Raw genomic sequence first — 15,591 nt, 5'->3', positions numbered from 1 at the left:
CTGGTGAATCAAGTATTTCACCACTGCAAGGCCCACAAAGTGTTGGTCAGCACGTCGCTCAAAACAGCAATGGTTTAGGTCGTACGGTAGTGCTAGAAATCTTTGAACCAGAAGGCTACAACATTCCTATCGGTGCCGCTGGCGCAGCTTGGATTTCAGCGGAGAAGCCGCATCCTTTCTGGGGCTTCATTGACGTGATTGGCGCAGCAACAGTTCGTCTACAATCTTACAAGTCTTACCTAGGTGCTTGGTAAAAAAATAACCTGTTAAGAATAAAAAAATACCCCGCTGATGCGGGGTATTTTATTAGTGCTGTGCTACAAAAATGGCAGTGGGATCAGTTCGAGACCGAGCACACCACTGATGCTCATCACCACCAGCAGAGAGACTTTAAAGACCGTCTTTGACCATTGGATGTAGTTGGCGCAATCCACCTTACGGAATGTCACCTTAGTCCACATAAAGCATACTGCCGCCGACACCGCTAGGTATTCGTAGCCCGCTTCTCCGAGCAAGAACAGCCCAAGAGCAACCGCGCCAAACGCAACCACGTACGCTTTCATGTGTTTGTGGGCCTTATCGACACCCTCTTTTACCGGGAGTACAGGGATACCTGCATCTCGGTAGTCTTGAATGCGGAACATCGCAATCGCATACGAGTGCGGCATCTGCCATAAGCAGAACATGATAAACAGCAGTACCGCTTCGATACTCAAGTAGTTTGTCACGCCAAGGTAACCAACTAATGGCGGTACCGCACCAGAGATACTGCCTACGAGCGTGCCATACACCGAATTACGCTTGTACCACATGGTGTAGAAAAAGACGTAAAACACGTAGCCAAGCAACACCACCACCGCAGACATTGGATTAACGTATTGGAACAATAAAGCCGTACCAGCCAGCAACATGACCAACGCATAGATGAATGCGACGTCAGTATTGATGTTGCCCTGAACCAACTCTCGGTTCTGAGTGCGTTTCATTTTTTGATCAATATCGCGATCAAAAATGTTATTCACCACACAACCTGATGCAATCACAAGCCCTACACCCGCCAATGTTGTCAGTAACAACATCGCACTGGCTGGTTCTGTCTTTGCGGCAAGGAAAAACCCCGCCGCAACAGAAATCAGGTTGCCGAAAATGATGCCCGGTTTGGTAATAGACAAATAACTTTTCAGCATACCCTAGCCTACAACTTCATGTTGACGTTCATGTTGTAGATGATCCACACCGAGCCAGCGATAAGGATCAATACAACAATGGCTGTAAACATCAGTGATACTAAGTTCCACTGACCATCGGTTGTTTTCACTTCCATATGTAGGAAGTACTTAAAGTGTACGAAGATCTGCACTAGCGCACAGCCAAACAGAACGACGTAAGTCTCAGTACTTGGAAGCGCATGCGCCCACACAACATAGAACGGAATAATGGTCAGAATCAGTGATGCAACAAAGCCAATCACGTAATCTTTTGCGCCACTGTCTAGATGCTGTTCCATTACATCACCCCCATTAAGTACACGATGGTAAATACACAAATCCAAACGATATCTAGGAAGTGCCAGAACAAGCTCAAGCACTGAAAGCGCATCGACATGTTGTCGTTTAAGCCTTTGGTTGAAAGCTGGTGATACGCCACTGCCATCCAAATAAGACCAAACGTCACGTGAAGACCGTGTGTACCCACCAAGGTAAAGAACGCAGATAGGAACGCACTCTCTTGAGGACCATAACCTTCAGCAATCAAGTGATGGAATTCATACACTTCCATACAGATAAAGGCTAAACCCAGCAGAAACGTTACTTTTAGCCACTTTTTCAGACCCGCAACGTCTTGACGCTTCATTGCAATCATGCCAAAACCGAAAGTGATACTACTGAACAGCAGCATCATGGTTTCCACAAACACGAACGGAAGTTCGAAGATGTCTTTGCCCGTTGGTCCTGCAATAGAGCCACTTTCTAACACGGCATAAGTCGCGAAAAGCGTGGCAAACAGCACACAGTCACTCATCAAGTAAACCCAGAAGCCAAACAGCTTGTTACCCGCTGAGTCATGGTGATGATCATGCGAGTGTGCAAGATCGTAAGTGTGCGACGGAGTATTAGCTTGCATACGTCGTCTCCAAATCATCTTTATTTGTGTTGTTATCACCGTCAGCGCTGTTCTCACCCACCGACTGTTTTTTCGCTTCTGCTAACTGTGCACGTCGAGCCGCTTCAATCGCTTTGATCTCTTCCACTTCTACGTAGTAGTCAACATCGTCGTTGTAGCTGTGTTGAATACACGTCACGACAATACCAACTAGGCTTGCCGCCGCTAGCCACCAGATGTACCAGATCATTGCGAAACCAAATACCAACGACCATGCAGATACATAAATACCTGTCGGTGTGTTCTTCGGCATATGAATACGTTCGTATTCTTCTTCCTGAGTTGGATCGAACTCGCCGCTTTGCTTTTGATACCAGAACGCATCTAGCTCATCGCCCTTAGGCAGTTTTGCAAAGTTGTAGAACGGCGGTGGTGAAGACGTTGCCCACTCAAAAGTACGTCCGCCCCACGGGTCACCGGTAAGGTCGCGGTTTTGGTCACGGTCACGAACACTCACGAAGAACTGAACAAACTGACACACAACACCCATAGCAATCACACCAGTACCTGCAGCCGCAACCGCCAGTAGAGGTAAGAATTCAGGGTTAATATCTTGGCTCAAACGACGCGTCATGCCCATGAAACCAAGAGCGTAAAGCGGTAAGAACGCCATCAAGAAACCGATGATCCAGCAGTAAAACGCACGTTTACCCCAAACTTCGTTCAGAGTGAAACCTGTCGCTTTCGGGAACCAGTAGCCAATCGCCGCAAAACAACCGAATACTACGCCACCAATGATCACGTTGTGGAAGTGAGCAATTAGGAATACTGAGTTATGCAGAATGAAGTCTGCACCCGGTACTGCCATTAATACGCCCGTCATACCACCAACGGTGAAAGTGATAAGGAAACCAACAGTCCACAGCATAGGTGTTGTGAAACGGATGCGGCCTTTGTACATGGTGAACAGCCAGTTGAAAATCTTAACCCCGGTCGGGATAGAGATAATCATGGTTGCGATACCAAAGAAGGCATTCACATTCGCGCCAGAGCCCATAGTGAAGAAGTGGTGCAACCAAACGACAAACGCAAGGATAGTGATTGCAACCGTTGCCCAAACCAGTGAGGTATAACCAAATAGCTTTTTACGTGCGAATGTTGCTGTTACTTCAGAGAACACACCGAAGATAGGCAAGATCAGGATGTACACCTCTGGGTGTCCCCATGCCCAAATCAGGTTCACATACATCATCACGTTGCCACCAAGATCATTAGTGAAGAAGTGCGTGCCGATGTATCTATCCAGCGTCAATAGCGCGATGGTTACCGTTAGGATCGGGAAAGAGATGATGATCAGAATGTTGGCACACAGAGACGCCCAGGTGAACACAGGCATCTTCATCATTGGCATAGACGGAGTACGCATGCGCAGAATGGTCGCGAAGAAGTTCACGCCCGTTAGCGTTGTACCGACACCAGATATTTGCAGCGCCCATATCCAATAGTCCACCCCGACTCCAGGGCTTGCCTCAATACCTGATAGTGGCGGATAAGCCAGCCAACCTGTACGGCCAAATTCACCAAGGCCTAGTGACATATTGGTTAGGATCACGCCCACTACAAACAACCAGAAACTCAGGTTGTTTAGATAAGGGAACGCGACATCACGAGCACCGATTTGCAGCGGTACGATGATGTTCATCAAACCAATAACCAGCGGCATCGCTACAAAGAAAATCATGATCACACCGTGAGCGGTGAAGATCTGATCATAGTGATGCGGTGGTAAGTAACCGCTCTCGCCAGCAGCGGATAGCAACTGCTGACTACGCATCATTACCGCATCGGCAAAACCACGAATCAACATGATCATTGCAACAGCAATGTACATGAAGCCCAGTTTTTTGTGGTCTACTGAAGTAAACCATTCATTCCATAAGTATTGCCATTTCCCTGCTTTTGTTACCGCAGCAACAACAGCCAAACCAACCAGCGCAATCACCGCAAGTGTCACGACGATAATAGGTTCGTGGTAGGGAATGGACTCTAGAGTTAATCTTCCAAACATTACGATTATCCTTGGTTTTCCGGCAAACAGTTCATTGAACCAGGGTGCTGGGTCACAACATCAGTGAACAAAAATGGTGGGACACTAGAAAACAGCGTCACAGGTTCAGCGACACTTGGCGCTGCCAGTGAACGGAACTGCTCCCAATCTTCAATGCGATCAGGGCTTGCCTTCACCGTCTCCACCCAGTTTAAAAATGCCACTTGATCAGGCAGTGCTGATGCGGTGAATTTCATCTGAGAGAAACCTTCGCCACTGTAGTTCGACGCAAAACCTTTGAAGTCACCTTCGTGGTTTGCAATCAAGTTCAACTTGGTCACCATTCCCGGCATCGCGTAGATCTGCGAACCAAGACGCGGGATAAAGAACGCGTTCATGATGTTGTCTGAAGTCAGCCTAAACGTAACAGGTACATCTTTCGGGAACGCCACGTAGTTAACCGTTGCAATGTGTTGTTCCGGGTAGATGAACAGCCATTTCCAGTCCAGCGATACCACTTCAATCACCATTGGCTGTACATCACTCTCTATAGGCTTAGATGGCTCTAGTTCGTGTGTTGAACGCCAAGTGATGGTCGCAAGAATCGCAATAATGATGATTGGAATCGTCCATACTACGATTTCAATCTTGGTCGAGTGCGCCCAGTCAGGTGCATACTCTTCCGTGGTATTGGTTTCGCGGTATCTATAAGCAAAGTAGACCGTCATTAGGATCACAGGGATAACGACAATCAGCATCAGAAGCAAAGCAGTAATAATCAGCTCTTTTTCCTGAACGCCAACACTACCTTTAGGGTCGAGCAATGCGGAGTTGCATCCTTCGAGCATCAGGGCAGTTGCCACCAAACCAATCCTCGACAGGTTTGCTCTCGATAAAATGCGTTTATATCTTGAAGCTTCCATTAACTTTCTCGATGGTTATCCAGTCTCAAATCGAACGTCCGAGTACTGGTTATCATGGTCATTAGAATATTTATGTGTTGAGCATGTGAAACGCTGCATCTCAAAGGGAAGCCAAATTGAGCCTGATTTTGCTTGGTGAAAACATTACCGCACGGTTAAAACCACACAAAAATTATGACTTAATTGTTACACTTTGAAATACATTGTTACATTTGGCGCATTATGGGGAGTTGGGATTGAAAGCTCACCCAGCAAACTTGGAAACTAACCTTCCAGTTATGAAAGTTGAATGGCTGAAATGAGTCGAGAAACAGATGCACAAGATAAACGTGCTACATCAACGAAGCTAATTGTGGAAAGGAATGGTAATGAAACAATTGACGAAGGGAGAGGTAGACAACGACGACCACAGCGATGAACTACATTAGAAATCGCGAATTAAACAAAGCGTGATCCAGTTCAAATTTATGAATTCACATACAAGTTTAATGGTATTCATAAATAAAATTGTTAGAACAAAGCATTCATTATCAACATGAATAATAAGCTTCATTTCATCACGATGATGGGTATCGAAATAGAAGGTCAATGAAGCCAAAGCCGAGTAAAAGGAGTCGTTTTGCCGTCAAAATACAGAGAAAAGCACGCCCTTACTCTCCCACTTCGAGGAAAATAAGGGCGCTGATTTGTCAATTATGCCGCTTGTGGTGCCACGGTTTTGCGCTGTTTTTTAGTCATCAGATGATAAACCACAGGCACGAAATAGAATGAGATAAGTGTGGTTAATACCGTACCGCCAACAATCGCGACCGCGAACGGAGGCCAAAAGCCACCACCAGCGATGATCAATGGCATAAAACCCCCAACGGTTGTAATCGTGGTCGAGCTGATATGACGAGTACACGACATCACCGCCTCTACGACCGCATCCACATTACCAGACGAGGCTTGTTCGTCGAGCTTCAACTCCGTCAAAATAACGATAGCTGCATTAATCGCTAGCCCCGCAATCCCAAGCATCGCTATGATCACCGTAAAGCCAAATGGATAGCCGAAGATCCACACCGATAACAACCCTAGCCCACCAGCCAATGCCGCCACCATAAAGATGATGCTACTTAACCTAAACGAGTTAAACGACATCACGACGACTAACACCATCAACACAACCACAACGGCGACATTCGAGATAAGACTGTTTACCGAGTGATCGCGCTCTGCGGATTCGCCGCCAAAATCGATGCTGTAGCCCGATGGAATTTCGTAACTTTCCAATCGTTTTTGGAACTCATTAAGCACGGTTTGCGGCAAGACGCCCGCCTCAATGTAGCCCTCTATGGTGTTAACACGCTGTCCGTTGCGACGAGTAATCGCACCACGACTGGTGGTCAGTTCGAGCTCAGCCAGAGTCGAAACATTAATCCCCGTTGAGTACACCTCGGAGCTGATTGGCAAACGAATATTACTTAAATGCGCAAGGTTTTCACGGGCTTCATCCGCAACACGAACACGGATTGGTACTGACTCACTGCCCTCAATCACAGAGCCACTTTCGCGACCAGTCAATGTAGTTTGCAGCATACCAGCAAACTGATTCAGTGAAATACCGTTGAGTTTTGCCGTGTCTTCATCGACCTTCAGCCACACCTTAGGCGTACCCGGCTGCAAGGTTTCTCGCGTATGAGTTACATGAGGAACACCCGCTAGAATCAAGCGTACATCTTCACCGATCGCTTTTAAGGTATCGAGGTTTTCACCGTAAACACGCAGCTCAACTGGCGCCGTAAATGGAGGACCTTGGTTAAGCTTACGTACCAAAATTTGTGCTTCCGGTACCTCTTCATCCAACACCTTTTGCAACTCAGGAATTAACGCATTCGCCTGAGTAAAGTTTTCAGTTTTGACCATAGCTTGCGAGAAGTACGGCGCGTTATTTTGTCTTGCTTGTAAGTTGTAATAGAAAGACGGGAAGTTTGCACCTACCAGCCAATCAATGCGCTCGACTTCTGGATAGCGATGAATGATGTCGTCTATTTTTTCCGAGGTATTCTTGGTCGCATAAATGCTCGCTTGAGGCGGCATGTACACCTGAATCTCAAACATGTCTCTGTCTGATGGTGGGAAGAACTGCTCAGTAAGTTGAGACATACTCCAGTAGCCAGTAAACGGCACCAACAATACCAAAGCAATAGTGATGATTGGATGTGTGACACCAAAACGGACAGAAGACGAGAACCAACGTGTTAACGCGGGAATTCTTAAGCCCGTCATGTACCAGTGATGTTGCCCCTTCTTGTCCACATCACTCAATTGTTTCGGCAGTAACCTTGTCGCTAGGCCCGCAATTAAGGTGTGCGAGATAATGTAAGAACCGATCAATGAGAAAGAAACGGTAATCGCAATACCACCGACAAATTCACCGGATGCACCCGGCATCAAAATGATCGGCGCAAACGCCAATACCGTGGTTAATGTTGAGCCCAACAACGGCACCCACAAGTGCTTCAACGCATTCATGGTCGCTTCTGCTCTGTGCTGCCCTTTCAATCGATAGGCCTGAATGGTATCGACCATCACCACCGCGTTATCCACCATGATCCCGAGTGCAACAATCAAGCCCGTGACTGACATCTGGTTAATTGGCACACCGGTCATTTTCATGATCGATAGCGTAAGCAGTGAAGTGAGCGGCAGCGAAATCGCCACTAATATTGCCGCGCGGACACCTAGGGTCACGAACAATACAATCAAGATCAAACCGAAACCGATCATCAAGCTTTTGCCTAAATCATCTAGGCGAGTTTCGGTATAGCCCTGCTGATTGAACAGCACGGTGACATCGATATTGCTTGGCAGCTCTTGTTGAAACTTGTCGATCAAAGCGTTCGCACGTGAAGTCCAGTTATCAACCCGAAGATCAGGGTGCATTCGCGCCGCGACGATCACACCCGGTTCACCATCAATAATGGCAATCTGATCTTGTGGGGTTTTCTCACCACGCCTTACCGAAGCTATGTCTTCCATGCGGATGATGTGACCATTGCTATCCGTCGCGATAGGGACTTGCTTAATACGCTCAATCGAATCAAGCTCCGATTCAATCTCTAAACCAAATCGAGAATAGGCGCTAACCAGTTCGCCTGCTGAGTTTTTAGCATCTGCCCCTTCTAGCGACTCTGCGATGTTTGAACTAGAGCGACCAAGCGCTGCAGCATCAGCAGTTCGTAGACTGATCTGAATTTCTTCTTGAGGCATCCCGTATTCATCAACGAACTCAGTGCCCGAAAGGGTTCTTAATCGCTTGGCTAACTCTTTGGCATAACGCCCTAGTGTTAAGCGATCAGGCTCACCCGCACCAGACCAAGTCAAAGAAGCAATGGTGGTGAAAGCATAGGTATGGTCACTATCGAGATCGGGAGAATGGGCACCCGCAGGTAAAATGGATTCGATATCCGACAGTTTGTCACGCGCTTGCGACCAGACTGGTTCAGGCTCGGTGATAGTGTCATCAAGCTCAAGCGTCACAATAGACACGCTCGGCCTTGAGGTTGAGCTCACCAGTTTAACTTCACTCAGCTCACGAAGCTTATTCTCGATAACCTCCGTAACCAAAGTCTCCACTCGTTCAGCGCTGGCGCCTGGAAAACTAGTGGTGATGTTCGCATAACGGTTGATGATCACCGGATCTTCTGCGCGTGGTAGCGTCATGAAGGCTGAAATACCACTCACCATCAGCAGCGCAGTCATTAAGATCAGCAGTCGGGTATTGGAAATAGTCTCTATGATTTTCATACTATTCCCTATTCAGCAGCAGTGGTTACTGGTTTCACGGTTTGGCCAGGAACCAAGCGATGCAAACCACTCGCGATCACCTGTTCGCCATCCTCAATCGCACCACTCACGTACGCTTGTTGATTGTTAGCAAACAACACCTGAACACTTCTACGTTCAACCTTGTTGCCATCGCCAATCACAAAGATATTCCACACACCGCGTAAGCCATCAATCAATCCAGTTAAAGGGAGCCAATAGCCTTGTTCCTCAACCTGTTCATCAAATTGAAGGTAGGCCAATTGCCCTTCCAATACCGAAGATTGCTCCGGAAATAGGTAGCGTAATCCAACACTGCGAGACTGAGTGTCGACCATCGCGCCCGGGTTCAATAGCTCTACTGCATAATCGTTGCGTCCAACTCGAATACTAGGCGCGGAGAGTGAGGTTACCTTTTGCATTTGATGGGCTGGAATACCAATAAAGGCTTCTTTGCCTTCCGATGCCAATAAAGTGAGCGTTGGATTACCGACATTGACCACATCACCTAACGAGACAAAACGAGTGGCGATAGTGCCTGAATAAGGTGCAAGAATCGTCGACTTCACTAGCTTGAGATCATTACCTTTTACCGAAGCGTCAATGCGCAGCAAGTTAGCTTGCAATACACGCTGTTCACTGGTTAACGAGTCGATTTCTGCTTCGGCACTAAAGCCTTTTGCTTTCAGTGAGCGTTGACGTTTTAAGTTCGCAGCAACAAGGCTCAATTGAGCTTTCACTTCTTCAGCTTGTGCTTTTAGTTGGCTGGATTCGGTCTTCAACAGCTGAGTATCTAACTTGATTAACGGCTGACCTTCTGTGACTGTGTCACCGACATCCACCAGAATCTCGTTAACTTTCCCCGCCAATTCAAAACCGAGATTCGCCTGTTGGCCCGCTTTTACCACACCGACATATTCACGTTGTACTTCGTATGATGGAGAACGCTCTAGAGCGACAGTTTCTACCGTTAATACTGTCGAGCCAGCACTGTTCGATTCAGCAGTGCTCGCTGCATCGGCGGTTGTCTCAGCTTGTGTGTTTTCACCACATCCAACAAGAAGAGTCGACAACGCCGCGGCTACTGCGCTTCCCTTCATCAATTTATACATACTCACTGTTCCTATGCGGTACTCAATTATGTTCTTTTTTTAGACTAACCAAACCAAACTAGACTGTCTAGTTTGATTATGTTAAAAATAAGTTTCATCGTTAGTGATTGATAAAACCATCACAAAAAGCATAATGCTAGCGCACAACGAGTTAGCACTAGGTAGCGAGAAATAAGCACGTGACGAAAATCATCAAGAGTGAACAGAAGAGATCGCAGATCTTAACCGCAGCAAGTAAGCTTTTCTCTGAATATGGCTTCAAGATCAATATGGATCAAATAGCCAAAGCAGCGAACGTTTCCAAGCAAACGGTCTACTCTCACTTTAAAAATAAAGACGTACTTTTTGAAACTTGCATGCAAACCAAATGTGCCGAGCGTGAACTGAGCCACTCAGCCTTTGATATGGACGCCACTTTGGAAGAAGAATTGGTGAAGTTTGGTGTGAAGTTTCAGGACTTACTGCTGGATGAACAGTCACGACAAACCTTTCAGAACGCGGTCAGCCAATCCAACACGCACCCAGAGATCGCCTCTATCTATTTAGAAAGTGGCCCTCAAAAAACAACAAAATTACTCGCCGATTACCTGCAATCGAAAATAGATTCTGGTGACCTTACTCTGTCGACGTCTAGCTCACCGATCATTGCAGCTCGTCAACTGCTGCTGATGTTTCATGGAAAATCAGCCTATTGGTCGTTCTTCGGTCATGATAGCGGTGAATCCGATAAAGAAAGACTCAACTACACGCGCGAATGCGTTGCACTTTTCTTGAACGGAAACCAACCTCGTTAATTGGAGCTCTATCTTTGAAGAAAAAAGGCACAAAGAAATTCATCCTCTGTGCCTTATCAATCATCAGTCACTCTCACCAATAACAGCGCTCAGTTTATTTGGGTATGTTCAACAACGATCAGCTCATCGGTATTAAAACCACGCTCTTTCGACATCGCTTTAAACTTCTCCATCACTTCTGGCGCGACTTCAGGCGTTCTTGCTAGCAGCCATAAGTAATCAGTGTCGGGCCCAGAAACGAACGCGTATTGGTAGTTCTCTTTGTCCAACTCGAACACCACATAAGCGCCATAAAACGGACCGAAGAACGACACTTTTAAATAACCTTGGTCGCTACCTTCAACAAAGTACGCTTTCCCTTCTGCCTCATTCCATTCACCCTCTTCAGCCGAATAGCCGCGGTTGATCACTTTCACACCGCCATCATCGCGTAGGCTGTATTCAGCGCTCACATTACTTAAGCCGCGCTCAAACGAATGGTCTAAGCGAGCCACTTCGTACCATTTCCCTAAGTATCTATCCAATTCAAACTGCTGAACTGGCTTGACGGTTTCTGGCATGCCAACACATCCACCCAATAAAATCACACTCAGCAGCAATAGTATTTTCTTCATCCTAACCTCGACTTGTTTTAATCGTAATACGAGTAAGTCATTTGAGTCTTAACTTACGTCCTTGTTAATACGTGAACCCCATTAGCATGGTTCATATAACATTAAATTATTCAGACGTTTATGGAAATCGTTTCGTTGGTGAATGAATCAAAGTCGCTTCATTGACTCACGATATTGAGTAGGAGTCACCTGCTTATAAGATTTGAACTGGCGATTGAAGTTAGCTTGGTTGTCATAACCGACTTTTTCCATAATCAAATTCACAGGCAGAGATGTATTGAGCAGTAAGTCACACGCCACATTTAATCTAATTTTCTTCAACCGCTGACTGAAGCTCTCGTTGTAGTGCTTTTGAAAAAGACGTCTGACGCTGCTTTCACTAACATACAAATGACTAGCTAAGTCATTTACTGAAATATCGTGGATAAAATGATTCATCAGAAAGGCTTCGACCTTATCTAGTTTGTCGCTGACTTCGTCTTCTTCAACCGAGTTAAAAGTTGGGTTAATTAACTGCACGACTTCTTGGTCATCAATCAGCAGAGCAAACAGAGAGAATAGAGTCAGTAGCTGTTGATGAGGCGGCTGATCCATCACCTTATCTAGCAGTTGTGTTGCCCTCTCTGCGGTATTAGGAGAAAACTGCAATCCTTTCCTTGAGTCTTCTAGCAGTATACGTAACGGTTCAAGTTCACGGCAGCACGCGATCAACGGTTCAATCCAATCTTTACGAAACCAAATCACATGGGTTTCGCAAACACGTGAGTCATCACTGCTCTCTTCCGAATAAATGGCATGAGGCAAGTCTGGACCAACCAAAATCATATGGTTATGGAACACATCGCTTTGGTGGTGGCCGACAAAGCTATGCCCCGAGAAATGACGATGGATCGCTATCTCATATTCTTCATGTCGATGCCAACCGTAACTCTTGCTGCCTTCAACGATTTTCTTGTAGCGCCATGACGCACCAATCCTTTGCGGCACCTTTTCTAAGTAACCTTTCATTACGACACTCTGTGACCCTCTGATACTGAAAGTATACCCGTCAAACCATTTAAGTGAGCACTTTGACTGAAAAGTATTGGATATTGCACTAACGGTACTCATCCAACTTTCTCCACTAAATATACTGCAGGTGAACTTAATCAGGAGAGCAACTATGGACACTTTATTATTAAAAATACGCGATATGATTCATGCCACACGTCAGCAGTGGATCGGAGAAATCACCTACAACCACAATATTAAAGGTGACCACACGTGGAAGCTTTATGGCTATCACTCGTACGCCGAGTACAAGAATGATTTGCTTAAAAGTTTGAAACAATAACCATGATGAAAGGCATACCAAAGCCATAATACGCGGGGTAATCCCGGCTTTTGTTCGTCATTCATGTAAAGTTTCACACTGACCACTCGCTTTCTATACTTATTAAACAGTGGAACATGGAAGACACAATAATTAACAACAAGCTTACTCTGCCACGCACTGCATTAGCCGCTTTAATCACAATGTTAGGTGCTGTATCACCAGCTCTCGCACAAGCTAAATCAGCAGTGCAAAGCCAAGCGGCTGACCAAATTTTCACTAATGCCGACATATACGGGCATCGAGAGTCAGACTCTATCGTTACCCATAACGGTAAGATCATTTTTATTGGCGATCTCGAGCAAGCCAAAACGTTTCAAGGGCAGAATACCGACGTTATCGACTTAGGGAATGCTTTTGTTTTGCCAGGTTTCATTGACAACCACAACCATGTTTTTGAAGCCGCCTCGGAGCTGGGTGGCGCTTGCGAGCTGGATTCAGAAGCAACACTTGAAGAACAAATCCCCTACTTAGAAGCCTGCAAAATCAATGCTGATTCAAACGGCAGAGGATGGTTAATGGGGTATGGGTTTTCTTTGGAATCCACAATCAACAGTGACTCCGAGTACACGCCACTTGAGATCATTGACAGTGTCTTCCCCGATCGACCAGTCGTGATCATGGAGCAGACTTCACACTCAATGTGGGTTAACTCCAAAGCGCTAAAAATCGTCCGAATTAGTCCGCAATCGCCAGGCCCACAAGGCGGCGCATATTTAAAAGATCCTACAAGCGGTAAGCTCAACGGCATCTTACTGGACAACGCCGGTGACCAAGTCATGGAAATGGCGTGGAACAGTCAAAGCGAACTCTTCGAACAAAGCTACCAAGGCTTAATGTACGGCCTTGAAGAAGCGGCCGCGCACGGTATCACCACCATAGGCGACGGTAGAATGTATTGGAAACGCGGTTGGTATGATGTTTGGCTAGAAGCCGAGCAAAACCAAGACCTCACCGCGCGCGTCTCATTGCGTCCTTGGGTTTACCCTTCCATGGCAATGCCTTCTCAATTGGAAGTGTTTGAGAAGATGTATTCCGATGACAAAAGTCGTCTATTACTGGTCGATCAGGTGAAAATGTACAGCGATGGTATTTTTATCAATGGTACAGCAAAAACGCTCGCTCCTTACTTAGATACTTACTTACCAAACTCTCCCAATGGCTTGAACTACATCCCACCAGCACAGATGAAGCAGTGGTTAACGGCCCTAGAAGAAATCGGCTTTAGTGCCCACATACATGCCATTGGTGACGGCGCAGTTCGAGAGTCTTTAGATGCCATCGAGAGCGTACGTAAGCAAGGTTCGAAAAAGCCATACACACTAACTCACGTTGAATTGATCAATGATGAGGATGTTCCACGATTTAAGCAACTCGGCGTAACCGCAGATTTCCAAGTTGGATCAGACTACGTCGCGCAACATGATCACGAATGGGCTAATCCCTTCTTAGGTGCAAGACGCGTAAAAGCCATGATGAACCTCGACGCAACCCTCAAAACCGACGCCAATATCACGTTAAGCAGTGACTGGAACGTGCACGATATCAACCCACTTGTGGGTATTGCTAACAGCTTAATCATGGGAAAAACCGGTCTAACCGATATCTATACAGCCATCGACGCTTACACCCTCAACGCAGCTAAAAGCCTAGGAATTGATGATATTACTGGGACAATTGAAGTTGGGAAGTCTGCAGATTTTGCCATTCTAGATAAAGATATCACCACCTTGTCAGCAAGAGGCATCGCCAAGACTCAAGTGTTGATGACGGTACTGCGTAGCGATGTGGTTTACGATGCATCCCACTAAAAAAGCAATGTAAAAGGCTAAAAATTTAATGGGAATTATCCAAAAGGGTTGGTATTTAGTACCAACCCTTTTTTATTTAATACTAATTTAGAGTAATCAAATAAATATGGAGTCAGATTGTTAATATAAAAATCTACTCAAACCTTTACACGATTAAATAGCGTTAAATTTAACAAGTCGCTCACTATAACCAAAGTTGGCCGGTGTGTGATTAACTTCCACTGTAATACTACCAGACAGTTCTCCATCTGTTTTATACACTGGACATGATGCAATATCGGATAAGTATGACTCTTCTGTTGGCGCGCTGAAGTAATAAATCTTTTGTAGATTACATTCACCAACCTTCATTCCCAATGCTTCAACTTCAGAACGCTGACGGTAGTAATGTGGACCGATATCAAGAAGATACTCAGGACTATGTGTATAAATCTCGCTAGTGTAGCGCTCGGTAAACTCACTCTCCGCAATAAAGTGCTCATTTTCCATGCTGTAAAGCACATTCAGGTGCCAGTAGATCAACTCAGACTCATCACTGGTTGATGCGCCAGGCTTAGAGTAGACACACTGGATCTGACTATGAGGAACTTCCAAGCTCTGAGTCGCTTGGATGTTATTACGAAGAGCCTTGATTCCACAGCGGTGCATCGTGAAACCCTCACTCTTCATCGACTCGGTAACTTGGTTAATTGACTGATATTGAACGTAAACCCCTTCCGGTGATTCGCCAGTGATAACATTAATATTATCAGCGTACGCAAACGAACTAAGAGAAGAGATTACAGACACTAAAGCTATTGTTTTTTTCATTGTTATTTGTCCTTTGTGATTGGCGGCAGGAAAATAACTCAGAAACTAGATATGCAACACAACACTTATCAATATTTGTGATCTTGGTGGAAGCAATGATTGCTTTTATGAATATTAAAGTTTGTCGTCGGGTATATTTTATATCTCGAAGGTTAAATAGCTTAAATTTAATAGGGATATACATCAGTTAGTGAG

13 protein-coding genes and 1 pseudogene are annotated in these 15,591 nt (G+C 45.7%); 4 read left to right on the top strand and 10 right to left on the bottom strand.

Translation table 11 applies throughout. The annotated features are described in order from the left end of the window. Positions 1-254 (top strand): annotated as a pseudogene (locus BCT81_RS12370) (hemolysin D); the annotation flags it as partial. 63 nt (positions 255-317) lie between these two features. On the opposite strand, the gene cyoE reads toward BCT81_RS12370, so the two are convergent. The 7 genes from cyoE to BCT81_RS12335 form a co-directional block, all read right to left on the bottom strand. Continuing rightward, entirely contained in the window at positions 318-1,187 is an 870-nt protein-coding gene (gene cyoE, locus BCT81_RS12365; RefSeq protein WP_102424601.1) for a heme o synthase, read from the bottom strand. Between the two features lie 8 nt (positions 1,188-1,195). After that, on the bottom strand, positions 1,196-1,507 hold the full coding sequence (gene cyoD, locus BCT81_RS12360) for a cytochrome o ubiquinol oxidase subunit IV (protein WP_004740018.1): 312 nt from the start codon (positions 1,505-1,507) through the stop codon (positions 1,196-1,198). Next, positions 1,507-2,124: a cytochrome o ubiquinol oxidase subunit III gene (cyoC, locus tag BCT81_RS12355; RefSeq protein ID WP_008221707.1), complete on the bottom strand. Its 618-nt coding sequence runs from the start codon at positions 2,122-2,124 to the stop codon at positions 1,507-1,509. The genes cyoD and cyoC overlap by 1 nt, the downstream gene beginning before the upstream one ends. Continuing rightward, positions 2,114-4,171, bottom strand: a complete 2,058-nt coding sequence (gene cyoB / locus BCT81_RS12350) for a cytochrome o ubiquinol oxidase subunit I (protein WP_102424600.1) — start codon at positions 4,169-4,171, stop codon at positions 2,114-2,116. Before cyoB ends, cyoC begins: the two co-directional genes overlap by 11 nt. 5 nt (positions 4,172-4,176) lie before the next feature. After that, positions 4,177-5,073, bottom strand: coding sequence for a ubiquinol oxidase subunit II (gene cyoA / locus BCT81_RS12345; RefSeq protein WP_102424599.1), 897 nt, complete (start codon positions 5,071-5,073; stop codon positions 4,177-4,179). A gap of 693 nt (positions 5,074-5,766) precedes the next feature. Beyond that, the gene (locus BCT81_RS12340) at positions 5,767-8,865 is read right to left on the bottom strand and encodes an efflux RND transporter permease subunit (RefSeq protein ID WP_102424598.1); all 3,099 of its coding nucleotides are present in this window, start codon (positions 8,863-8,865) and stop codon (positions 5,767-5,769) included. Positions 8,866-8,873: 8 nt separating this feature from the next. Beyond that, positions 8,874-9,995: an efflux RND transporter periplasmic adaptor subunit gene (locus tag BCT81_RS12335; protein ID WP_102424597.1), complete on the bottom strand. Its 1,122-nt coding sequence runs from the start codon at positions 9,993-9,995 to the stop codon at positions 8,874-8,876. Between the two features lie 179 nt (positions 9,996-10,174). Between BCT81_RS12335 and BCT81_RS12330 the strand changes: the two genes are divergently transcribed. Next, entirely contained in the window at positions 10,175-10,789 is a 615-nt protein-coding gene (locus tag BCT81_RS12330; RefSeq protein ID WP_102424596.1) for a TetR/AcrR family transcriptional regulator, read from the top strand. An 89-nt stretch (positions 10,790-10,878) separates the two neighbouring features. On the opposite strand, the gene BCT81_RS12325 is transcribed toward BCT81_RS12330, so the two are convergent. After that, positions 10,879-11,403: a lipocalin family protein gene (locus BCT81_RS12325; protein WP_102424595.1), complete on the bottom strand. Its 525-nt coding sequence runs from the start codon at positions 11,401-11,403 to the stop codon at positions 10,879-10,881. A 147-nt stretch (positions 11,404-11,550) separates the two neighbouring features. Then, positions 11,551-12,513 (bottom strand): AraC family transcriptional regulator, encoded by a 963-nt coding sequence (locus BCT81_RS12320; RefSeq protein ID WP_102424594.1) that lies wholly within the window; start codon positions 12,511-12,513, stop codon positions 11,551-11,553. 52 nt (positions 12,514-12,565) lie between these two features. Between BCT81_RS12320 and BCT81_RS29315 the strand changes: the two genes are divergently transcribed. Both BCT81_RS29315 and BCT81_RS12315 read left to right on the top strand, forming a co-directional pair. Further along, positions 12,566-12,736, top strand: a complete 171-nt coding sequence (locus BCT81_RS29315; RefSeq protein ID WP_198596887.1) for a hypothetical protein — start codon at positions 12,566-12,568, stop codon at positions 12,734-12,736. 131 nt (positions 12,737-12,867) lie between these two features. Further along, positions 12,868-14,586 carry an amidohydrolase gene (locus BCT81_RS12315; protein ID WP_102424602.1) on the top strand — a complete coding sequence of 573 codons (1,719 nt, stop codon included), beginning with the start codon at positions 12,868-12,870 and terminating at the stop codon, positions 14,584-14,586. A gap of 153 nt (positions 14,587-14,739) precedes the next feature. Here the strand turns inward: BCT81_RS12315 and BCT81_RS12310 are convergent, their stop codons facing one another. After that, entirely contained in the window at positions 14,740-15,396 is a 657-nt protein-coding gene (locus tag BCT81_RS12310; protein WP_004740002.1) for a hypothetical protein, read from the bottom strand. Positions 15,397-15,591: the final 195 nt, after the last annotated feature.

The sequence above is a fragment of the Vibrio sp. 10N.261.52.A1 genome, from assembly GCF_002876325.1.
Classification (GTDB): Bacteria; Pseudomonadota; Gammaproteobacteria; order Enterobacterales; family Vibrionaceae; genus Vibrio; species Vibrio chagasii.
Note: the sequence above shows the minus strand (reverse complement) of the source record. Positions and strands in the feature narration are given on the sequence as shown.

Bases quoted from the DNA above. Each gene is read 5' to 3' on its own strand.
- cyoE (WP_102424601.1), bottom strand. From the start codon at position 1,187: ATGCTGAAAAGTTATTTGTCTATTACCAAACCGGGCATCATTTTCGGC.
- cyoD (WP_004740018.1), bottom strand. From the start codon at position 1,507: ATGGAACAGCATCTAGACAGTGGCGCAAAAGATTACGTGATTGGCTTT.
- cyoC (WP_008221707.1), bottom strand. From the start codon at position 2,124: ATGCAAGCTAATACTCCGTCGCACACTTACGATCTTGCACACTCGCAT.
- cyoB (WP_102424600.1), bottom strand. From the start codon at position 4,171: ATGTTTGGAAGATTAACTCTAGAGTCCATTCCCTACCACGAACCTATT.
- cyoA (WP_102424599.1), bottom strand. From the start codon at position 5,073: ATGGAAGCTTCAAGATATAAACGCATTTTATCGAGAGCAAACCTGTCG.
- BCT81_RS12340 (WP_102424598.1), bottom strand. From the start codon at position 8,865: ATGAAAATCATAGAGACTATTTCCAATACCCGACTGCTGATCTTAATG.
- BCT81_RS12335 (WP_102424597.1), bottom strand. From the start codon at position 9,995: ATGTATAAATTGATGAAGGGAAGCGCAGTAGCCGCGGCGTTGTCGACT.
- BCT81_RS12325 (WP_102424595.1), bottom strand. From the start codon at position 11,403: ATGAAGAAAATACTATTGCTGCTGAGTGTGATTTTATTGGGTGGATGT.
- BCT81_RS12320 (WP_102424594.1), bottom strand. From the start codon at position 12,513: ATGAGTACCGTTAGTGCAATATCCAATACTTTTCAGTCAAAGTGCTCA.
- BCT81_RS29315 (WP_198596887.1), top strand. From the start codon at position 12,566: ATGGACACTTTATTATTAAAAATACGCGATATGATTCATGCCACACGT.
- BCT81_RS12310 (WP_004740002.1), bottom strand. From the start codon at position 15,396: ATGAAAAAAACAATAGCTTTAGTGTCTGTAATCTCTTCTCTTAGTTCG.